Annotated in this window: 20 protein-coding genes and 1 riboswitch; of the genes, 1 reads left to right on the plus strand and 19 read right to left on the minus strand. The window is 71.1% G+C overall.

All coding sequences use genetic code 11. The features are described 5' to 3' along the window. Positions 1–128: 128 nt before the first annotated feature. The 17 genes from RI211_RS11360 to infC form a co-directional block, all read right to left on the minus strand. Entirely contained in the window at positions 129–2276 is a 2148-nt protein-coding gene (locus tag RI211_RS11360) for a bifunctional hydroxymethylpyrimidine kinase/phosphomethylpyrimidine kinase (protein ID WP_315638013.1), read from the minus strand. Then, positions 2273–3121 (minus strand): hydroxyethylthiazole kinase, encoded by an 849-nt coding sequence (gene thiM, locus RI211_RS11365; protein ID WP_315638012.1) that lies wholly within the window; start codon positions 3119–3121, stop codon positions 2273–2275. The genes RI211_RS11360 and thiM overlap by 4 nt, the downstream gene beginning before the upstream one ends. Further along, a riboswitch (TPP riboswitch) is annotated at positions 3113–3206 on the minus strand. (Overlaps the previous gene by 9 nt.) Before the next feature lie 7 nt (positions 3207–3213). Beyond that, on the minus strand, positions 3214–4185 hold the full coding sequence (locus tag RI211_RS11370; RefSeq protein ID WP_315638011.1) for an NAD-dependent epimerase/dehydratase family protein: 972 nt from the start codon (positions 4183–4185) through the stop codon (positions 3214–3216). A gap of 262 nt (positions 4186–4447) precedes the next feature. Beyond that, complete coding sequence (locus RI211_RS11375) at positions 4448–5167, minus strand: DUF402 domain-containing protein (RefSeq protein ID WP_315638010.1); 720 nt, start codon at positions 5165–5167, stop codon at positions 4448–4450. 58 nt (positions 5168–5225) lie between these two features. Continuing rightward, positions 5226–7772, minus strand: a complete 2547-nt coding sequence (pheT, locus tag RI211_RS11380; RefSeq protein WP_315638009.1) for a phenylalanine--tRNA ligase subunit beta — start codon at positions 7770–7772, stop codon at positions 5226–5228. Further along, complete coding sequence (gene pheS, locus RI211_RS11385) at positions 7772–8812, minus strand: phenylalanine--tRNA ligase subunit alpha (protein ID WP_315638008.1); 1041 nt, start codon at positions 8810–8812, stop codon at positions 7772–7774. Before pheS ends, pheT begins: the two co-directional genes overlap by 1 nt. A 49-nt stretch (positions 8813–8861) precedes the next feature. After that, complete coding sequence (locus RI211_RS11390; RefSeq protein WP_187661876.1) at positions 8862–9788, minus strand: amino acid ABC transporter permease; 927 nt, start codon at positions 9786–9788, stop codon at positions 8862–8864. After that, a complete protein-coding gene (locus tag RI211_RS11395) occupies positions 9785–10432 on the minus strand; it encodes an amino acid ABC transporter permease (protein WP_062636670.1) in 648 nt (215 codons plus the stop codon). The genes RI211_RS11390 and RI211_RS11395 overlap by 4 nt, the downstream gene beginning before the upstream one ends. An 85-nt stretch (positions 10433–10517) precedes the next feature. Then, on the minus strand, positions 10518–11432 hold the full coding sequence (locus RI211_RS11400; RefSeq protein ID WP_315638007.1) for a glutamate ABC transporter substrate-binding protein: 915 nt from the start codon (positions 11430–11432) through the stop codon (positions 10518–10520). 46 nt (positions 11433–11478) lie between these two features. Then, positions 11479–12225: an amino acid ABC transporter ATP-binding protein gene (locus RI211_RS11405; protein ID WP_315638025.1), complete on the minus strand. Its 747-nt coding sequence runs from the start codon at positions 12223–12225 to the stop codon at positions 11479–11481. A 262-nt stretch (positions 12226–12487) separates the two neighbouring features. Beyond that, positions 12488–13450 (minus strand): TAXI family TRAP transporter solute-binding subunit, encoded by a 963-nt coding sequence (locus RI211_RS11410; protein WP_315638006.1) that lies wholly within the window; start codon positions 13448–13450, stop codon positions 12488–12490. Beyond that, a complete protein-coding gene (locus RI211_RS11415; protein WP_315638005.1) occupies positions 13447–14820 on the minus strand; it encodes a sensor histidine kinase in 1374 nt (457 codons plus the stop codon). The genes RI211_RS11410 and RI211_RS11415 overlap by 4 nt, the downstream gene beginning before the upstream one ends. Positions 14821–14823: 3 nt before the next feature. Beyond that, positions 14824–15495: a response regulator transcription factor gene (locus tag RI211_RS11420; protein WP_268776862.1), complete on the minus strand. Its 672-nt coding sequence runs from the start codon at positions 15493–15495 to the stop codon at positions 14824–14826. 22 nt (positions 15496–15517) lie between these two features. Further along, a complete protein-coding gene (locus RI211_RS11425; protein ID WP_315638004.1) occupies positions 15518–16330 on the minus strand; it encodes a TrmH family RNA methyltransferase in 813 nt (270 codons plus the stop codon). An 88-nt stretch (positions 16331–16418) separates the two neighbouring features. After that, entirely contained in the window at positions 16419–16805 is a 387-nt protein-coding gene (gene rplT / locus RI211_RS11430) for a 50S ribosomal protein L20 (protein WP_187661881.1), read from the minus strand. A 31-nt stretch (positions 16806–16836) separates the two neighbouring features. Further along, positions 16837–17031: a 50S ribosomal protein L35 gene (rpmI, locus tag RI211_RS11435; protein ID WP_025105280.1), complete on the minus strand. Its 195-nt coding sequence runs from the start codon at positions 17029–17031 to the stop codon at positions 16837–16839. Positions 17032–17103: 72 nt separating this feature from the next. After that, entirely contained in the window at positions 17104–17742 is a 639-nt protein-coding gene (gene infC / locus RI211_RS11440) for a translation initiation factor IF-3 (RefSeq protein ID WP_370428515.1), read from the minus strand. Positions 17743–17975: 233 nt separating this feature from the next. Here infC and RI211_RS11445 point away from each other — a divergent pair, with 233 nt between their 5' ends. Next, positions 17976–18374 (plus strand): DUF1844 domain-containing protein, encoded by a 399-nt coding sequence (locus RI211_RS11445; RefSeq protein WP_060922526.1) that lies wholly within the window; start codon positions 17976–17978, stop codon positions 18372–18374. 16 nt (positions 18375–18390) lie between these two features. Here the strand turns inward: RI211_RS11445 and RI211_RS11450 are convergent, their stop codons facing one another. Then, complete coding sequence (locus RI211_RS11450) at positions 18391–19188, minus strand: SseB family protein (RefSeq protein ID WP_292795600.1); 798 nt, start codon at positions 19186–19188, stop codon at positions 18391–18393. Continuing rightward, positions 19172–19918, minus strand: a complete 747-nt coding sequence (priA, locus tag RI211_RS11455) for a bifunctional 1-(5-phosphoribosyl)-5-((5-phosphoribosylamino)methylideneamino)imidazole-4-carboxamide isomerase/phosphoribosylanthranilate isomerase PriA (RefSeq protein WP_025105284.1) — start codon at positions 19916–19918, stop codon at positions 19172–19174. Before priA ends, RI211_RS11450 begins: the two co-directional genes overlap by 17 nt. Positions 19919–20006: the final 88 nt, after the last annotated feature.

The following is a 20006-nucleotide window of genomic DNA, read 5'->3' on the forward strand; positions in this document are numbered from 1 at the left end:
CCTAGAATCGGCGGCCGCGACGTCGGCGCACGGCGATGACGCTCGGGACGAGCGTCGAAGGAGCGGTGGCGACCGAAGGCATGCGGCGACGATAGCGCGGGCGCGTCCGGCACCGCAAATCCCGGGCGTCACACGACAGCGCGCGCGACCGGTGCGGCGAAGAAGGCGCGTTCGTGTGCGCTCGAGGTGAGGAAGGCGCGCCGCATCCGTTCCCGGCCGATGTCGTCGGTCCTCGCGGCCGCAGCGGCGACATGCGCGATGGCCTGCCGCGTGGCCTCCGCGAAGGCCGGATCCGCGTAGGTCGCGAGCCACGACGCGTAGGGATGCCGGGGGTCGCGGGGCGCCGCGCCGAACGCTCCGGCATGGAGTCGCTCCCCCAGGTCGGTGTAGAGCCAGAAGCACGGCAGCACGGCCGCGATCAGTGCGACGTAGTCGCCGCCGAACGCGACCGCGCGCAGATGGTCGAGGTAGGCAATCGTCGCCGGGGCGGGCTCGGTGGCGAAGGTGGCGCCGCTCACCCCGGTCTCCGGTGTCAGCCACGACGCGTGCAGCTCCAGCTCGCCGCGGATCGCACCGTGCGCGGCCTCGGCCCAGAACGCCTGCTCGTCGGGGGTCGGGGCGAGGCGCGACGCCTCCGCGAGCACCCTGGCGTACTCGCGGAGGTACAGGGCGTCCTGCGCGAGGTAGAAGACGAAGGCGTCGCGGTCGAGCGTCCCGTCGGCGAGCGCACGCACAAAGGGCAGCGCATCGATGTCGCGGCGGATCGCGGCAGTCTCATCCCACCAGGCCACGGCCACCTCCTCCGGCGTCGACCGGGTCTCGACCCCACCGCGTGCCCAGAGTCCCGCGAAGTGGTGGATCGGGCCGTGCCCTCGCCCGACGTCCAGGTCGTCGGCCGCGCGGAGGGACTCCCGGAGCCAGGCGCGCGCGGCGCGGACCGCGGTCGCGGGATCGTCGCCCCGCGCCAGTCGTGTGGCCAGAGCCGCGGACAGCGAGCAGCCGGTGCCGTGGGTGTTCTCCGTCTGGATGCGCGCCCCGGGGAACTCCGCGTGCGTACCGGCTGCCGTGTCGATCAGGGCGTCCGGTGCCTCGTCCCCGGGCAGATGCCCGCCCTTCACCAGCACCGCGGTCCCCGTATCGGCCGACAGCTCTCGCGCCGCGGCGAGCGCGTCCGCCCAGCCCGCCACCTCGCGACCGGCGAGGACGGCGAGTTCGGCGAGGTTCGGGGTGACCACGGTCGCCAGGGAGAGCAGGCCCCGCAGCTCGCGCTCTGCGTCGGGGTCGAGCAGTCGGTCTCCCGAGGTGGCGATCATGACGGGGTCCAGCACGACGATCGGGGGCTGCGTCGTCCGGAGCCAGGCGGCGACCGTGCGGATCACCTCCCCGTCCGCGAGCATGCCGATCTTCACGGCGTCGATGCGGATGTCGTCGGCGACAGCGTCGAGCTGCGCCCGCAGGAACTCCGCGGGAGGGACATGCACGGCGCGGACGCCCTGCGTGTTCTGCGCGGTCAGGGCTGTGAGGGCTGCCATGCCGTAGCCCCCGTTCGCGGCGATCGCCTTGAGATCGGCCTGGATGCCCGCACCTCCGGACGGATCGCTGCCGGCGATGCTGAGCACGTGCGGCACCGCCCGTGCGAACCAGTGTCGCCGGAAGGCCCCGGCCGCGGCCCGGGGGTCCTCTGCCGCGCACAGCGCCGAGACCACCGCGATCCCGGACGCGCCGGCCTCACGCAACGCCGCCGCGTCCTCCAGGTCCACCCCACCGATCGCGACGCACGGCAGCGGACTGCGCGCGACGAATGCGGCGAAGCCGTCGATGCCGAGCGGCACCGGATGGTCGGGCTTCGTGCGCGTGGGGCGGATGACGCCGACCCCGAGGTAGTCGACCGTGCCCGGCGGCAGGGCGGCGACCTCGTCGAGGTGCGCGGAGGTGTTCGCCGTGAGCCCGATCAACGCCTCCGGGCCGAGAAGCTCGCGCGCGCGGAGCACCGAGGCATCCGCCTGGCCGAGGTGCACCCCGTCCACCCTGGCACCGCGACGACGGGCCTCGACGGCCGCATCGAGGCGATCGTTCACGACGAGCAGCGCGCGACCGTCGATGGCTTCGGACAGGGCGAGGAGTTGCGCGACGGTCTCCTCGTCCGTTGCCTGCTTGTCGCGCAGCTGCACGATCCGGACGCCGCCGGCGACGGCCTCTCGCACGGTCTCGACCACTCCGCGCACGCCGCACAGCGACCGATCGGTGACGAGGTACAGGGACAGGTCGACGGTCATCGGGCCTCCTCCTCGACGCGGGCGCGGGCGCGGAGGTCCGCCGGAGTCACGGCGGACAGGGCGTCGAGCAGTGCGACGGCGAAGCTGCCCGGTCCGCGGGAGATCTCGGCTGCCTGCTCGGCTGCGACCGTGTAGACGAGGGTCGCCGCGGCCACCGCCGTCAGCGCATCTGTCGCGGAGCCACGGGCCGCCCCGAGGAACGCCGCCATCACGGCGCCCAGGGCACACCCGCCGCCGGTCACCCGTGTGAGGAGCTCATGCCCGTTGGCGATGCGGATCACCCGCTCCCCGTCGGTGAGGAGGTCGACAGGGCCCGAGACGGCGACCACGGAACCGTACCGGTGGGCGAGCTCGCGGGCCGCCGCAGCCGCCGCCTCGGTCCCGTCCGTCGCGTCGACACCGCGGCCGCCACTGCTGTGTCCGGCCAGCGCGAGGATCTCCGACGCGTTGCCGCGGATGGCGGTGGGGCGCAGCGCGGCGAGCTCGTGCGCGAGCGCCGTCCGCACCGGGAGGGTGCCGATCGCAACGGGATCGAGTACCCACGGCGTGCCGGCGACGAGCGCTCCCGCCACGGCCTCCCTGCTCGCCTCCCGCTGCTCCGGGGTCGGCGTCCCGAGGTTGATGAGAAGCCCCGAGGCGGCAGCGGCGAACGGCTCGGCCTCGCCGACGATGTCGACCATGGCCGGCGCCGCCCCGAGCGCCAGCAGCACGTTGGCGGTGAACCCCGTCACGACGGCGTTCGTGATGCAGTGCGTCAACGGCGGCGTGGCCCGGACCTCCTCCCGCAGCCTTCCCGCCGTGACGGCGAGGTCGAGGACGGATTGCGGACGCACAGGATCGCTCATCGGCGACATCCCTTCGCTAGTACGAACTAGATCAGGTTCGACGGGTGTGATCTCAGCCGCGGATGCGGCACCCCGTGTCACTGCCTCGCAGTCTAGCGAGCGAGGGCGTCGAGCAGCGCCCGCTCCTCCGTCCGCGTGAGTCCGGCGCGGCGCTCGCGGTCCACGCCCCGTTCGCGCTCGTCCGCGACGACATGCTCCACCGTCTCGTCGAGGGGGCGGAGCGAGCCCCCGCTGCGCCGGTACCGCGCATTCGAGCGGGTCATGAATCCGCGCATGTCGGGCGGCAGCCACAGCGGCAGCGAGCGCGGCCCCGCCCAGTACGCGACACCTTCGGCGACGAGGCGCTCCTCCGTGCCGACGACGACCGGCCCGGCGTGCCCCGTGGCCGCGCGCACCGTCCGCAGCACGTCCTCCAGGTCGCGCACGTCGCCGATCGCGTTCACGGCACCGGTGACGGTGGCGGACACGACGAACGCGGCGACGTCCTCGACGTCGATGACCTGCGTCGTGCGCCCTTCGAGCGGTGGAAGCAGCACCGGCTCATCCAGGGCCCGGAGGAACGCCGCCGCCCAGTAGCCGAAGCGATCGCTCGGGTCGCCGTCGCCGACGATGAGGCCGGGGCGGACGAGGAGTGCGCGATCGCCGACGCCGGCCTGCACGGCATCCTCCGCCGCGACCTTCTGTCGCGCGTAGTCGTCGTCCTCACCGGCCTGCGCCGCCGGGTGCCGCGATGCCGACTCGTCGGTCCCGACCGTCTCGTCGTCGCGGTACACCGACATCGACGAGATGTACGTCCACCGAGCGGCACGGTCGCCGAGCGCACGGACCGCCCCGGAGACATGATCGGCGCGGGAGGAGACGTCGACGACGTGGTCCCAGTCCGTGCGCGACACGACGTCGTAGGCGGCCTCCTCATCGCGGTCCGCGAGAACGAGGGTCGCTCCCGGCGGCGCCGGGCGTCCGCCGCGGGCCAGGCAGGTCACGGTCGCCCCCGCCCCGAGCGCATGCGCGGCGATGCGCCCCGACAGCCATCCGGTTCCCCCGAGGATCAGAACATCCGTCATGTGCCCATGTCATCAGGATCGACGACTCGGGGGAAGGGCCTCCGCTCAGAGCGGAGCGGCAGGACAGGCCTCAACGCGAGTACAGGCCATGACGCGAGCACAGGCCACCGCGCAAGCACAGGCCACCACGCGAGCACAGGCCACCACGCAAGCACAGGCCACCGCGCAAGCACAGGCCACCGGCACTGCTGTCGCCTGATGCCGCGCGAACGCCTGATCCCGCGCGGCCTCGGCGCCGTAGCGGAGGGCGGCCCCGAAGCGGTTAGGGGACGACGATCTCGTCGAGGCCGTCCAACACCGGGATGCTCCAGGACGGGTCCGGTCGCCAGTCGATCCACTCCCGATCGAACGGCCAGTCGCCGGCATGGAAAGACGCGATGGCCGCGACCGCGTGCCGCTCGATCTGCGCCGCCTGCGCGGCGGTCAGCCGTCCCTGGTCGACGGCGGCGACCAGCTCGTCCTCGTCCTTCATCGCCACGCGCCCGTCCTGTGCGATCTCGACGTCGAGGACGTGATCGGAGGTGTAGGTGGCACTGTCGGTGCGCAGGTGCGCGTTCTCGAGGTTGACGTACCAGCCGGCGAAGTCCCACGTCGTCCCGGTGGCCGCGCTCCAGAACAGCCAGACCGACCACGGCACTCCCGCGGGCGCGATGCGCAGGATGCCGTTGCCCCACCACTCCTCGACGATCCGGCGCCGGGGCTCCCGCCACCGCCGATCGAGCGGGACGGTCCGGATGCGCTCCCCGTCCCACGTGCCCTGGCCTTCCTGCTGCGTCCCGGCGGCAAGCCACGCGACGAGACCGCGCTCATCGTCACGGACGACGCGCATGGGGGTGACGGTCGCTGCCTCCCCCGTGGTCCACCCCGGCTTGCGGTAGTGCCAGTCGAGCTGCGCACCCGGCGAGAGGAACGGCCCCTCCCCGAGCGATCGCGCTCCGGCGGGGACCGAGGGTGGCGTGGGCTGCAGGAGGAGGCTCGTCATCCGGCCACGCTATCGCGAGAGCGCACGGCTCCCCGGAAAGGGCCGTGCGCTCTCCCGATCAGTCGCGGAGGGCGGCGCCGAAGCGCTCCGCGGCCACGGCGACGCCCGCCATCTTCGCCGCGGAGGCCTCCGCGGCGGTCAGCGTGCGGTCGTCGGCGCGGAAGCGCAGGGCGAACGTCAGCGACTTCGATCCCTCGGGCACGCCCTCGCCGCGGTAGTCGTCCACGAGCCGGACGGACTCCAGCAGTGCACCCGCGCCCTCCGCGAGAGCCGCGCGGACCTCGCCCGCCGGCACCTCGGCCGGGAGCGTGAGCGAGACGTCCTGCGTCGCGGCCGGGAACGTGGAGAGCGATGCCGCCACGATGCGTCCGCCGGCGAGCGTGAGCAGCCGGTCGAGGTCGAGCTCCAGCACGGTGGCGCGACCCGGCAGGTCAGCCTCCTCGGCGACGGCGGGATGCAGCTCGCCGACGTAGCCGACCTCCTCGCCGGCGGCGACGAGCGCACCGGTGCGTCCGGGGTGGAGCGCGGCGCGCTGCGTCTGCACGACGTTGAGCTCGATGCCCGCGGCGGCCCCGATCACGCGGACCGCGTCGAGCGCCTCGACGAGTCCGGCGGCCTCGGCGGCACGACCCGGCTGGCGCGGCGACACGTTGCCGGTCAGCAGCACCGCGACGTGGCGCTCCTGCGGCGGGATGGAGGCGTCGAGCGCGGCGAGCACCTCATCCGACGGCCGGACGCCGAGCGGCGGGACCTCGGCGGTGCCGTACTCCACGCCGGGCTCCGGAACGAACACGGCTCCGGTCTCGAACAGCGCCAGATCCGTGAGCCCGCGCGAGATGTTGCGGTGCGCGGTCTGCAGGAGACCGGGGATGAGCGAGCGCCGCAGGAACGGCACCTGCCCGTCGAGCGGGTTCGCGAGGCGGATGCTGGGCAGATGGTCGCCGGACGCCGACCCATGCAGATCGTTCTGCGCCTCGGTCGTGAACGGGAACGCCGGGGTCTCGACGAATCCTGCGGCGGCGAGAGCGTTCACCACGCGGCGACGCCCCTGCTGATGTGCCGTGAGACCGCGGCCGGACGGCGGCGTCGGCAGCACCGAGGGGATGCGGTCGAGCCCGTGGATGCGGGCGACCTCCTCGGCGAGCGTCCACTTGTCGGTGAGGTCGGGGCGCCAGGTGGGCGGGATGACCGTCCACCCGGAGTCACCCTGGGTCCCTGCGCCTTCGGCCTGGGTCCCTGAGCCTGTCGAAGGGCTGACCTCGGCCCCGATCGTCGTCAGCGCGCCGGTGATCTCGTCGTCGGTGTAGTTGACGCCGATCAGCCCCTGCACGAAGCCGCGCGGGAGCTCGATCTCGGCGACGAACACCTCGGCGAAGAGCGCTCCGCCCTCCTCCGTGAGCGTGCCGCCGGCGAGCTCGACCATGAGGTCGGCTGCGCGGCGGGCCGCGACGAAGGGGATCAGCGGGTCGACGCCGCGCTCGAAGCGCTTGGACGCCTCGCTCGGGAGCTTGTGCCGACGGGCCGTGCGGGCGATGGTCGTCGCGTCGAAGGTCGCCGCCTCGATGAGAACGTTCCGCGTGGTGTCGCTCATCTCGGTGGTGCCGCCGCCCATGACGCCGGCGAGGCCGATGGGACCGGAGTCGTCGGTGATGAGGAGGTCTTCGACGTGCAGCTTCCGCTCCACGCCGTCGAGCGTGGTCATCTTCTCCCCCGGCGTCGCGCGCCGGACGGTGAGGCCGCCCGTGAGCTTGTCCAGGTCGTAGCCGTGCAGCGGCTGCCCGAGCTCGAGCATGACGTAGTTCGTGATGTCGATGAGCACACCCAGCGACCGCATGCCGGCGAGGCTCAGGCGCGCGATCATCCACGGCGGAGTCGGCCGAGACGGATCGACGTCGCGCACGACCCGGGTGACGAACTCGCTCGCACCGACCTGGCCCCGCACCGGCGCCTGGTCGTCCACCACGGCCGTGTGTCCGGAGCCGGGCTGCAGCTCGGCGAAGTCGCGCTCGGCGGGATCGCGGAAGGCCGCCCCCGTGGCGTGGGAGTACTCACGGGCGACACCGCGCACCGAGAACGCGTAGCCGCGGTCCGGCGTGACGTTGATCTCCACCGCGACGTCGTCGAGGCCCAGCAGCGCGATCGCGTCGGTGCCGACGGGCGCATCGATGCCGAGGTCGCTCAGCACGAGGATGCCGTTGTGCTCGTCGCCGAGACCCAGCTCGCGCGCGGAGGCGATCATGCCGTCGGACACGTGGCCGTAGGTCTTGCGGGCGGCGATGGGGAACGGGCCGGGGAGGACAGCGCCGGGCAGGGTAACGACGACCTTGTCTCCGACGACGAAGTTGTGCGCGCCGCAGACGATCCCACGGACGCCGCCGTGCTCGGAGCCGACGTCCACCTGGCACCAGTTGATCGTCTTGCCGTTCGACTGGGGTTCCGGCTCGAGGGAGACGACCTGGCCGACCACCACGGGACCCGTGATGTCGAACCGGTGCACGTCCTCCTCTTCGAAGCCGACGGTCACCAGTGCCGCGAGGACGTCCTCGGGCGTGGCATCCGCTGCCAGATCGACGTACTCACGCAGCCACGAAAGCGGGACGCGCATCACACCACCATCCCGAACTGCTCGCTGAAACGGACATCGCCCTCGGCCATGTCGCGCATGTCCTGCACATCGCTGCGGAACATCAGGCCCCGCTCGATGCCCATGCCGAACGCGAAGCCGCTGTACACCTCCGGGTCGATCCCGGCCGCGCGCAGCACGTTCGGGTTGACCATGCCGCAGCCGCCCCACTCGATCCAGCGCGCGCCACCCTTGAAGGTCGGGTGCCACAGGTCGAGCTCGGCGGAGGGCTCGGTGAAGGGGAAGTAGTTCGTGCGGAAGCGGGTCTTGGCCTCCGGGCCGAAGAGCTGCTTCGCGAAGTGGTCGAGCGTGCCCTTGAGGTGCGCCATCGTGATGCCCTTGTCGACGACCAGGCCCTCGAACTGCGTGAAGACCGGGAGGTGCGTGGCGTCGAACTCGTCGGTGCGGTACACGCGGCCCGGGCACAGCACGTAGATGGGGACCTCGCGGTCGAGCATGGATCGAACCTGCACGGGGCTCGTGTGCGTACGCATGACGAGGTGGCGCGACGTCGGGTCGACGTAGAAGGTGTCCTGCTCCTGACGGGCGGGGTGATCGACGTCGAAGTTCAGGGCGTCGAAGTTGAACCACTCGTGCTCGAGCTCCGGCCCCTCCGCGATCTCCCATCCCATGCCGACGAAGATGTCCTCGACGTGGTCCTGCAGGAGGGGCAGCGGGTGGCGGGCGCCCACGCGCGTCCGCGACGGGACGGCGGTGATGTCGACGCGCTCGGCCTCCAGGCGCGCGGCGACCTCGGCGGCGGCCAGCTCGGCCTCCTTCGCCGCGAGCGCCTGGTTCACACGACCGCGGCCCTGACCGACGAGCTTGCCGAACGCGGCCTTGTTCTCGGGGGCGACCTGGCGCATCGAGGCGTTCAGGACCGCGAGCGGCGATCCCTCCGCGACGTGCGCCGCACGGGCGGCTTTCAGCGCGGCGGTGTCGGCGGCCGCCTCGATCGCCGCGAGGGCGTCGGCGACAGCGGCTTCGACCGCTTCGGGTGTGATTTCCGGAGACTCTGACACGGGAGTCGAGTCTACCGGCGCGGGACGGGCGTCCCGCGCCGGTCGTGGCTCACACCGCCAGTCCGCCGGAGTTGTTGCTGTCGTGCTTACCGAGACCCCGCTGCATCACGATGAGCGACGTGTTCGTCTCGCCGTCGTGCTGGCGGGGGTCCGGCTCCACGGGACCGGCCTTGGCCGAGCGCTTGGCCCGGCGCTGCAGGCGGTAGGCCACGTAGGAGAGCACGAGACAGACCGCGACGTACATCGAGCCGCCGACCATCGCGGCGGGGATCAGCGGCGACCCGTAGGGCGCCTGGTTGCCGATCTGGTTGATGACGTAGAGCAGCTCCTGGTACGTGATGATGAAGCCGAGCGCGGTGTCCTTCAGGGCCACCACGAGCTGCGCGATGATCACGGGCATCATCGCCCGGACGGCCTGCGGGATGAGGATGAAGTACATGACCCCCGTCTTGCGCAGGCCGATCGCGTAGCCGGCTTCCTTCTGCCCGCGCGGCAGCGACTCGATCCCGGCGCGGAGCACCTCCGCCAGCACGGAGCCGTTGTAGACGATGAGCGCGATGACGACCGCGTAGTACGGGGGCATCCGGATACCGATCACCGGGAGGCCGTAGTACAGCAGCATCATGAGGATCAGGACGGGGATCGCCCGCATGATCTCGATGATCCACCGCACCGGTTCCCGCACCCAGGCGTGCTCGGAGAGGCGGCCGATGCCGAGGACGAAGCCCAGCACGATCGAACCGACACCGGCGACCGCGAAGGCGGAGAGCGTGCTGAGCAGCCCCTCCCCGAAGCGCACCCAGACCGCCGAGTACGTGAAGATGTTCCACTTCTCCGCGGAGAACTGGCCGGTGGCGTACAGGCGCCAGACCACCCAGCCGAGCACGGCGAGGACGACGAGGATCGTGACGGCGCCGATGATCCGGTTGCGGGCGACGGCGCGAGGCCCGGGGACGTCGAACAGGACGGAACTCATCGCGCGATCCTCCACTTGTTCTCGAGTACGCGCTGCACCCAGCTCAGGAGCAGCACGAGCACGACGAAGATGACCATGACCCAGAGCAGCACGACGAGGGCGTTCTCGCCCCGCTCGCTGAGTGCCGCTCGGATCGTGCCGAGGTTGACCACCGAGAAGCCGGCGGCCACCGTGGTGTTCTTCATGAGGGCGATGAGCACGCTCATGAGCGGCGGGACCACGGACCGCGTGGCCTGGGGCAGCACGACGAAGCGCATGACCTGGCCGAAGTTGAGGCCGATGGCCCGTGCCGCCTCCGCCTGTCCGACCGGCACCGTGTTGATGCCGGCGCGGATCGCCTCAGCGACGTAGGTGGCGGTGTAGATGCCGAGCGCGATCGTGGCGAGCAGCAGGGAGTTGACCCGCTCCCCGAGCAGGATCGGAAGGCAGAACGCGAAGAAGAACATCACCAGCGTGAGCGGGGTGTTCCGGATCCAGTTCACGTACACGGCGCCGACGCCGCGCGCGATCGGGACCGGGGACACGCGGGCCGCTCCGACGATGAGTCCGAGCACCACGGCGATGAGGCCACCGCCGAGGAACAGCGCGATGGTTCCCCACAGCGCTTCACCCCAGAGGTCGAGGTGGTCCGAGATCACTCCCACTGCTGTGCCTTTCGGTTCGTTTCCGCGTCAGGTCGACGCCGAGGAGGACGGGGGCGGCCGGCTGGACCGACCGCCCCCGGGGAGATCAATCGACCGGGTCGACCTCGGGCTGCTCGGCCTTCACACCGGAGGCGCCGAGGTTGTTGTCGAAGATCTGCTGCCAGATGTCACCACCGTCGGTGAGCTGGGTGTTGAAGTACTCGACGAGCGCGTCGTCGCCCTTCGCCACACCGATGCCGTAGCGCTCCTCGCTGAACGGCTCGCCGACGACCTTGAGGTTGTCGGGGTCCTGGGCCGCGTAGCCGATGAGGATCGCCTCGTCGGTCGTGACGGCGTCGACCTGGCCGTTCTTGAGGTCCTCGACGCACTTGGAGTACGTGTCGTACTCCTTCGTCTTCACCTCGGGGTAGTTCTCCTTGATGTTCTGGATCGGCGTCGAACCCGTCGCCGAGCAGACCGTCGTGGAGGAGTCGAGGTCGTCGACGCTCGCGATGTCGCTGTCGGCCGCGACGAGGAGGCCCTGGCCGGTGACGAAGTAGGGACCGGCGAAGGCGATCTGCTCCTTGCGCTTGTCCGTGATCGAGTAGGTGCCGACGTAGTAGTCGATGTCGCCGTTGACGATGGCCTGCTCGCGGTTCGCGGAGGCGATCGCCTGGAACTCGATCTTCTCCGGGTCGACACCGAGGGATGCCGCCATCCAGCGGGCGATGTCGACGTCGAAGCCGGTGCGCTCGCCCGTCACGGGGTCGAGGTAGCCGAGACCGGGCTGGTCCTCCTTGACGCCCACCTTGACGGTGCCCGACGAGGAGATGCGGTCGAACGTGGGGCTCCCCTCGATCGTGACGTCCTCCTCGATGGTCCAGGGCGTGCTGCTCGAGGTGTCGCCCTCGTCGCTCCCCGACATGCCGGTGCTCGACGGCGTGCCGCTGTTGCAGGCCGTGAGCGCGAGCAGCGCCACCGTGGCGATCCCGAATCCGGCCAGTGTCCGTGTGCGTCGCATGTGCGTCTCCTTCGTGTGCTGTGCTGTGGGTGCTGGGTCTGGGAAGTCAGTGCGTGAGGAGCTTCGAGAGGAAGTCCTTGGCGCGGTCGCTCTTCGGGTTCGTGAAGAACTCCTCGGGCGTGGCCTCCTCGACGATCCGGCCGTCCGCCATGAAGACGACGCGGTCGGCCGCCTTGCGGGCGAAGCCCATCTCGTGGGTGACGACGATCATCGTCATGCCCTCCTGGGCGAGCTCGACCATGACGTCGAGGACCTCGTTGATCATCTCGGGGTCGAGCGCGCTGGTGGGCTCGTCGAAGAGCATGACCTTCGGCTGCATGGCCAGGGCCCGTGCGATCGCGACGCGCTGCTGCTGGCCGCCGGAGAGCTGCGCGGGGAGCTTGTTCGCCTGCTGCGCGACGCCCACGCGCTTGAGCAGCAGCATCGCCTCGGCCTCGGCGTCGGACTTCTTCAGGCCACGGACCTTGATCGGGCCGAGCGTCACGTTCTCGAGGATCGTGAGGTGCGCGAAGAGGTTGAAGGACTGGAAGACCATGCCGACGTCGGCCCGCAGGTGCGCGAGAGCCTTGCCCTCCGCGGGCAGCTCCTTGCCGTCGATGCGGATGGAGCCGCTGGTGATGGTCTCCAGGCGGTTGATCGTGCGGCAGAGCGTCGACTTGCCCGAGCCGGAGGGGCCGATCACGACGACGACCTCCCCCGCGTTGACGGTCAGGTCGATGTCGCTGAGCGCCTGGAACTCGCCGTAGTGCTTCTGGACGTTCTCGACGACGACGAGCGGGGTTTCAGAGGTCATCATTTCTCCAAACTAGCCACGCGATGCGCGCGGTTCCAGGCACCACGGTGAGGTTTACACGTTCGTAATCACCTGATCGCGGCGCCAATGCATCCTCGCAGGGGCGCCCCACGGCCCGCCCCCTCGGGCCGCGGGATCGCCCTGCTGCCACGCTCCCAGCGACAGCAGGCAGCAGGTGTCCGATCGTGTGCGATCGACCTCACCCTGGCAGAGCGCGCCGACGCCTGTCAGGGATCTTGAGGATTTCTTGAGGGGACGCCCGTCACCGGCGCAGGCCGCGGTAGTACTCCTCCGCACCGGGGTGCAGGGGCACCGGCCCGGTGAAGATCGCGGACCGCCGGTCCAGCAACGCTGCCGCCGGGACGTCGGCGGCCAACGTGGTGCGCGCCGCGAACAGGCCCCCGACGAGATCATGGACGACGCCGGGCGGGGTGCTTCCGGCGGTGACGAGGTAGTTCGGCACCGCCAACGTCATCACGGAGGCGTCGAGGCCGTAGGTGCCCGCGGGCACGTCGGCGGGCCGATACGCATGGGAGTACCGCTCGTTGACCGCATTGACCCAGTCCTGCTCGACCGGGAGCAGACGGACGTCGACCGTCTCCGCGAGGTCCGCGATGCCGGGCGTCGGCAGCCCGCCCACCCAGAAGAAGCCGTCGATCTCGCCGCGCTCCATGGCGGCGATGGACCCGCCGAGGTCGAGCTGCGGATCGTCGATCGTATCCGCGGCCACGCCGGCGGCGTGCAGCACCCGGGTCGCGATCACGTTCACCCCCGAGTTCTCGGCCCCGAGGGAGATCGTCCCCCCGGCGAGATCCGCGAGATCGTCCAGGGCCGAGTCGTCGCGCACGACGATCTGCAGGTACTCGTCGTACAGCCGGGCGACCGCCTGCACGTCCAGCGGCTCGGCGAAGGCTCCCGTTCCGGCCACGGCGTCGGCCGCGGCATCGCCCTGCGCGAAGCCGAGGAGCGCCTCCCCCGCACTCACCCGCAACAGGTTGTCGACCGATCCGGCGGTCTCCTCCGCCGTGAGATCGACGTCCAGCTCGCGCGACAGCTCGACCGCCAGGCGACTGCCGTAGTCGTGGTAGACCCCGGTGGGGCTTCCCGCGGCGATCACGGCGACGGTGTCCGTCCATCCCTCGGAACGCGGACTGCACGCGCTCAACGCGACGGCCGTCACGAGCGCGAGCATCCCGGCCACGACACGCCGTCCCCGCCCGCTCATGCCGCCGCCTCCGCGGGGAGGACGAGGGCCACGAGGAGCCCGCCGCCATCGGCGCCGCGCACCCGCAGCTCGCCCCCGACCGTCGCGAGGAGGTCGGTCGCGATCGCGAGCCCGAGCCCGGTCCCCGGCATGTCGCCGCTGTCCGCGCTCCGCCAGAAGCGGTCCGTCGCCGACGAGGCGTCCTCCGGAGACAGACCAGGGCCGTGGTCGCGCACGGTGAGGTGGCATTCGCCGCCCACGCGCCGCGCGCCGACCTCGATGGACGAGCCCTCCGGCGAGTACTTCACCGCGTTGTCGATCGCGGCATCGAGCGCGCTCTCCACGATGGTGCGGTCGGTGATCGTCATGACCGACGGCTCCCCCGTGGGGCGCAGCCCGATGGCCCGCTGCGCCGCCACCTCCTGCCAGGCCTCCACCCGGCGGGCTGCGACAGCGGCCAGATCGACCGCGGACATCGTGGAGTCGGTGCGACCGCCGCGGGCGAGTCCGAGGAGGGTCTCCAGGATGCGGGTCATCCGTCGGCCCTCCTCCCTCGTCTCCTCGACGTCGTGGTCCCACTCGCGTCCCAGGCCCGTCGCGAGGTGCTCGACGCGCAGCAGCAACGCGTTGAGCGGATTCCGCAGCTCGTGCGAGGCGTTCAGCGCGAACTCCTGCTGCCGGGTCATGACGCGCTCGATCTCATCGGCCATGCCGTTGAACACCCGCGTCATGCGCCGCAGCTCGGGCGGCCCGGTGCCCTCGGCCACCCGGGCGTCCATCTCCCCGCGCTCGATCGCCGCCATCGTCTCGTCGAGGCGGCGCACCGGGGAGAGCACCCAGCGCGCCAGACCGGCGACCAGGAGGATGCCGAGCGCGCACAGCAGCACGACGATCACGCCGAGCACGAGCGTCTGGCGCAGGATGACGGTCTGCGGCGTCTCCGTTCCTCCGCTCACGAGCACGGCGCCGATCACGTCGCCGTCGTCGAACACCGGCTCCACGAGCGCCGCGTCGGACACGACCCATGCGGAGGAGGTCGGCTGTTCGGCGCGGCGTCCGGAGAGCGCCAGCCGTACCCGCTGCGCGTCCTCCTCCGACAGGACCGTGTCGCCGTGATCCCCCGCCGCCCACGGGCTGCCGGTGAGATCGAACACGGTCACCTCGATCCCGTACACCTCCTGGAAGCGGCGGACCTCGGCGTCCATCACCGCCGGGCTCCCGGAGCGGAGCGCCTGCCTGGCGCTCGTCGCGAAGTAGCCGAGGTCGCCGAGCTGCTCCGCGTAGAACGACTGCTGGACGCTGCGCGCCGCGCTCCACCCGGTCACGCCGCCCAGCGCGACGAGCACGACGATCAGCGGCACGAGGAAGACCACGGTCAGGCGGCGGCGCACGCGTCAGGACCCCGCGAGCCGATAGCCGACGCCGCGCACCGTCTCGATGAACGCGCGGTCCCCGCTCTTCTTCCGGATGGCCGCCACGTGCACCTCGAGCGAGTGGCCGAAGCCGCGCCAATCGGTGTTCCAGACCTCGCGGATGAGGCGCTCCTTCGGCACCGCCACACCCGGATACCGGGCGAGCACGCCCACGATGTCGAACTCCTTGCGGGTGAGCGCCAGCGGCACCCCGCCGACCTGCACCTCCCGCGCCACGAGGTCGATCTGCACCGCCCCGTCGTGCAGCAGCACCCGGGTGTCCGGTTCCGTGCGCAGCGGCCGTGATCGCCGGGTGACCGCCTCGATCCGCGCCAGGAGTTCGTGCACGTCGTACGGCTTCACCACGAAGTCATCGGCCCCGGCGCGCAGCCCCTTGATGCGCTCGGCGACCTGGTTGCGCGCGGTGACGATCACGATCGGGACGTCGGACCGCCCCCGGATGCGACGGCAGAGGTCGATCCCGTCGACGTCCGGCAGCCCGAGGTCCAGCAGCACCACCTCGGTGTCGGCGTCGAGGTGCTCCAGCGCGGTCGCCCCGTCGGCGGCGTGCACGGTGGCATAGCCCGAGCGCGCGAGGAAGGCCTGCAAGGCCCCCGCCACCCGCTCGTCGTCCTCGACGATGAGAATCCGCATCCTGCGTCCCGTCCGTCGCCGGTCAGCCGGTGGCGGCGGCGCGTTGGGCGAACGCGCTCTCGTACAGGCACACGCTCGCCGCGGTGGCCAGGTTGAGCGACTCCGCGCGTCCGAAGATCGGCAGCCGCAGGACCCGGTCGGCCCGTGTCAGCGCATCGTCCTCGAGTCCGCGCGCCTCGTTGCCGAACAGCCAGGCGGTCGGCTCGCCGAGCACACCGTCGGCGCGGGCTGCGAGGAGGTCATCCCCCTTCACGTCGGCCGCGAGGATCTGCAGGCCCGCATCGTGCGCACGTCGCACGACCTCGTCAAGGTCCCCACCGACGGAGACCGGAAGGTGGAAGAGCGAGCCCGTCGTCGCCCGCACGACCTTGGGGTTGTAGGGATCGACCGTGCGGCCCGTGAGCACGACGGCGTCGGCGCCGGCGGCGTCGGCGGCCCGGATGATGGTACCGAGGTTGCCGGGGTCGCGCACCTCCTCGCAGATGGCGACCAGACGCGGTGCGCCATCGAAGATGTCGCGCACGGAGGTCGGCGTCTGCCGGACGACGGCGACCAGCCCCTGCGGCGTCACCGTGTCGGCCATCGCGTTGAGCACGTCCTCGCTCACGTACTCGACCTCGACGTCCGCCTCCGCCGCCGCGGCACGGATGTCCGCGTGCCTCTCCCACCCGTGCGGGGTCGCGAACAGCTCGATGATCGCCTCCGGACGGTACGTCAGCGCCTCACGGACGGACTGCGGACCTTCCAACAGGAACAGCCCGGTCTCGGTACGCGCGCTGCGCTTGGTCAGCTTGGCGACGGCACGGACTCGGGGGGAACGGGGGTTCTCCAGCACGGACTCAGTCTACGGTCAGCCCGCCACCGCCCGGATACGCGGAACGGGCGCCTTCCCGGAGGAAGACGCCCGTTCGGAAGCGAGATGCTTACGCGACCGACTTCGGCGCGTTGACGTCGGAGGGCAGAGCCTTCTTCGCCGTCTCGACCAGCGTCGTGAACGTCGCGGCATCGTTCACCGCGAGGTCGGCGAGCATGCGACGGTCGACCGTGACACCCGCGAGGTTGAGACCCTGGATGAAGCGGTTGTACGTCATGCCGTTCTGGCGGGCAGCCGCGTTGATGCGCTGGATCCAGAGACGACGGAAGTCGCCCTTGCGCTTGCGACGGTCCCGGTACGAGTAGACCAGGGAGTGGATGACCTGCTCCTTGGCCTTCCGGTAGAGGCGCGAACGCTGACCGCGGTAGCCGGAGGCGCGCTCGAGGATGACCCGACGCTTCTTGTGGGCGTTGACCGCCCGCTTGACTCTTGCCATTTTCCTGTGTTCCTATCGTGCGTTCGGCGCGTCAGCGACCGAGAAGCTTCTTCGCGACCTTGAAGTCCGCCTTCGCGAGCACCTGGTCCTGGTTCAGACGGCGGGTGCGACGGCTCGACTTGTGCTCGAGGTTGTGGCGCATCCCGGCCTGCTGCTTCTTCAGCTTGCCGCTGCCGGTGATCTTGAAGCGCTTCTTAGCACCCGAGTGGGTCTTCTGCTTCGGCATCTTCTCTTCCTTCGTATGGCGCCTTCTCAGGCGACGGTGTCAACCCGCGGTGCGGGAGTTCTGGGGGCGGATCTACTCCGCCGGGGCGTCCGCGGAAGCGTCCGCGTCGTTCTTCGCATCGCGCGCGGCCTGCTTGTTCGCGGCGCGCACGGCGTTCTGCTCCTGCTTCGCCTCGGACTTGCTCTTGTGCGGCGCGACGACCATGACCATGTTGCGGCCGTCGATGGTCGGGTTCGACTCGACGGTGCCGAACTCGGCGACGTCTTCGGCGAACTTGCGCAGCAGACGCACACCCTGCTCGGGACGCGACTGCTCGCGACCGCGGAAGAGGATCATGGCCTTGACCTTGTCACCGGCCTTGAGGAAGCCCTCGGCGCGCTTGAGCTTCGTGGTGTAGTCGTGCGCCTCGATCTTCAGACGGAAGCGGACTTCCTTGAGGATCGTGTTCGCCTGGTTGCGACGCGCTTCCTTTTCCTTCTGCGCGGCCTCGTACTTGAACTTGCCGTAGTCCATGATCTTGACGACGGGCGGCTTCGAGTTCGGGGCGACCTCGACGAGGTCGAGATCGGCTTCCTGTGCGAGACGCAGCGCTGCCTCGATGCGGACAACGCCGATCTGCTCACCCGCGGGGCCGACGAGGCGGACCTCGGGGACGCGGATGCGCTCATTGGTACGGGGATCGCTGATGCGGAGCTCCTTAGACGATGTGATTCGGCCACCGTGATGCTGTCTGCATCTCGGGCGAAATCGGAGTCGTCCCCCACCCGCCGGCTCTCAGACGCCGGCTCCGCACCCTGTCTACCGGTCCCCTCGTGACGAGCGGAGCCGGCGGAGCGCAAGACCCGGTAGCCTGGAACGGCAAGCGCGGGTGGGAAGTGAATCCTCTTTCGTTCCGGAGCATGACGCTCCGGAGCCCGCCAAAGTCTAACAGAAAGCAAGGCGAAGTGACGAACCAGGCATCGGACGAGGCGGCCCGCGAGCGCGAGGAGCGATGGGCTCGGCAGGAAGAAGCGGCCTCCTCGGCCGTCCGCGACATCGCCGACGTCCCGGCCGTCGAGGTGATCACCACCGCCGCCGTGCACCTCATGAGTGCTGCCGCCGTCAAGCTCGGCCTGGCGGACGACCCGGAGGCCGCGGCTCAGCTCGACCTGGACGAGGCGCGCAAGCTCATCAACGCGCTGGCGGGACTCATCACCGCCGGCGCCCCCGAGATCAGCGACATGCACGCCCGCTCGTTGCGTGACGGCCTCCGTTCGCTGCAGCTCGCCTTCCGCGAGGCCTCGACCATCCCGGACCCGATCGGCAAGGGCCCCGGCGAGAAGTGGACCGGCCCCGTCACCTGATCCGGTCGGCGCCCCCTCAGACGCTGCGGCGGAGCTTGACCGTCAGCGAGTCGGCGAGGACGGCGATGCGGTCATCCGCCGCCCACCGCTGGGCGAGGCGCGCGAGCACCGCATCCAGGACCTCGCGCTCCAGGCCGTCGACGAGCTCCAGCACCACGATGAGCTCCGGCCCGCGCAGCCGCGCATCCGGGTCACCGGGCGCGACCGCGACGTCGATCACGGCGAGTTCATGGGCGATGCTCTCCCGGAGCGCGGTGACCACCTCGGGCGAGAGGAAGCTCGGTTCCCACGCGTGCCCCTGCGCCACGGCCCAGACGGCGGGTCGCCGGATCACGAACTCCGTGTCCGAGGTCGGGTCGAGCACGATGAGGTCGGTGTCCTCCGACGATGCGGCCAGCGCGGCGCGGACGGCCTCGACAGGGATGGGTCGCGCCGACGGGTCCCAGCGCTGCATCGTCTCGACCGACGAGAACACCGGCTGGACGCGGCGCCCGTCCGGTGCGGCGACGGTGACGATCGACAGCTCCTGCGTCTTGTCCACCGCGAGGCCGCTGGGGGCCACACCCTCCTCACCCTTCTCGGCGATCAGCGGGATGAGCACCCGCGCGGAGCGGAACGCGTCGACGACCTCCGTCTGGCTCCCCTCCCCCGCGCGGAAGCGGAGCAGGGCGGCGAGAAGAGCAGGGTCCGCCGAGCCGTCGTCCGCGGCGTGCGGATTCGACTCGAAGCTGCGCCCCTCCCAAGGGACCCCGGCCGAGTCGGCCCGGTTGTGCGACTCCGGCCCGCAGGCGTGGGGGTCAGTCTCCGGCGACATCCAGAGCCTCCGCCAGCGTGAAGGCGCCCGCGTACAGCGCCTTGCCGACGATGGCGCCCTCGACGCCCAGCGGCACGAGGTCGCGCAGGGCGGCGATGTCGTCGAGGTTCGAGATGCCGCCCGACGCGACGACCGGCTTCGGCGTGCGCGAGGTGACCTCACGCAGGAGCTCCAGGTTCGGACCGCGCAGCGTGCCGTCCTTGGTCACGTCGGTGACGACGTAGCGGCTGCAGCCGGCGTCCTCGAGGCGCTCGAGCACCTCCCAGAGGTCACCGCCCTCCTTCGTCCAGCCCCGCGCCGCGAGCGTCGTGCCGCGCACGTCGAGGCCGACGGCGATCGCCTCGCCGAAGCGGCTGATCACGTCGGCGGCCCACTCCGGGTTCTCCAGGGCGGCGGTGCCGAGGTTGATGCGGGCGGCGCCGCTCTCCAGAGCCGCCTCCAGGCTCGCGTCGTCCCGGATGCCGCCGGAGAGCTCGACGTTGACGTTCTTGAACTGCTTGATGACCTTGCGCAGGATCGGGGCGTTGCTGCCGCGTCCGAACGCCGCGTCGAGGTCGACGAGGTGGATCCAGGAGGCCCCCTGCGAGACCCACTCCCCCGCGGCGTCGAGCGGGTCGCCGTAGCTCGTCTCCGTGCCCGCCTCCCCCTGGGTCAGACGGACCGCCTTGCCGCCGGCGACGTCGACCGCGGGGAGGAGCGTGAGCGAGGGGGACTGCGCGAAGTCGTTCATGGGGTCCTTGGTTCGGGTGGGTCTGCGGCCCGAGAGGGCACGAGAGACGAGGGTAGTCCGCCGCGGGGCGCGGGACAAACCGCATGAC

This window comes from Microbacterium meiriae, from assembly GCF_032364335.1.
Lineage (GTDB): Bacteria > Actinomycetota > Actinomycetes > Actinomycetales > Microbacteriaceae > Microbacterium > Microbacterium meiriae.

What these genes read in the sequence shown, in the direction of transcription:
- rpmI (WP_025105280.1), bottom strand. Translation starts at nt 17,031, where the DNA reads ATGCCGAAGCAGAAGACCCACTCGGGTGCTAAGAAGCGCTTCAAGATC.
- rplT (WP_187661881.1), bottom strand. Translation starts at nt 16,805, where the DNA reads ATGGCAAGAGTCAAGCGGGCGGTCAACGCCCACAAGAAGCGTCGGGTC.
- RI211_RS11405 (WP_315638025.1), bottom strand. Translation starts at nt 12,225, where the DNA reads ATGACCTCTGAAACCCCGCTCGTCGTCGTCGAGAACGTCCAGAAGCAC.
- priA (WP_025105284.1), bottom strand. Translation starts at nt 19,918, where the DNA reads ATGAACGACTTCGCGCAGTCCCCCTCGCTCACGCTCCTCCCCGCGGTC.
- pheT (WP_315638009.1), bottom strand. Translation starts at nt 7,772, where the DNA reads ATGCGCGTCCCGCTTTCGTGGCTGCGTGAGTACGTCGATCTGGCAGCG.
- RI211_RS11400 (WP_315638007.1), bottom strand. Translation starts at nt 11,432, where the DNA reads ATGCGACGCACACGGACACTGGCCGGATTCGGGATCGCCACGGTGGCG.
- RI211_RS11420 (WP_268776862.1), bottom strand. Translation starts at nt 15,495, where the DNA reads ATGCGGATTCTCATCGTCGAGGACGACGAGCGGGTGGCGGGGGCCTTG.
- RI211_RS11410 (WP_315638006.1), bottom strand. Translation starts at nt 13,450, where the DNA reads ATGAGCGGGCGGGGACGGCGTGTCGTGGCCGGGATGCTCGCGCTCGTG.
- RI211_RS11390 (WP_187661876.1), bottom strand. Translation starts at nt 9,788, where the DNA reads ATGAGTTCCGTCCTGTTCGACGTCCCCGGGCCTCGCGCCGTCGCCCGC.
- RI211_RS11375 (WP_315638010.1), bottom strand. Translation starts at nt 5,167, where the DNA reads ATGACGAGCCTCCTCCTGCAGCCCACGCCACCCTCGGTCCCCGCCGGA.
- RI211_RS11450 (WP_292795600.1), bottom strand. Translation starts at nt 19,188, where the DNA reads ATGTCGCCGGAGACTGACCCCCACGCCTGCGGGCCGGAGTCGCACAAC.
- RI211_RS11360 (WP_315638013.1), bottom strand. Translation starts at nt 2,276, where the DNA reads ATGACCGTCGACCTGTCCCTGTACCTCGTCACCGATCGGTCGCTGTGC.
- thiM (WP_315638012.1), bottom strand. Translation starts at nt 3,121, where the DNA reads ATGAGCGATCCTGTGCGTCCGCAATCCGTCCTCGACCTCGCCGTCACG.
- RI211_RS11370 (WP_315638011.1), bottom strand. Translation starts at nt 4,185, where the DNA reads ATGACGGATGTTCTGATCCTCGGGGGAACCGGATGGCTGTCGGGGCGC.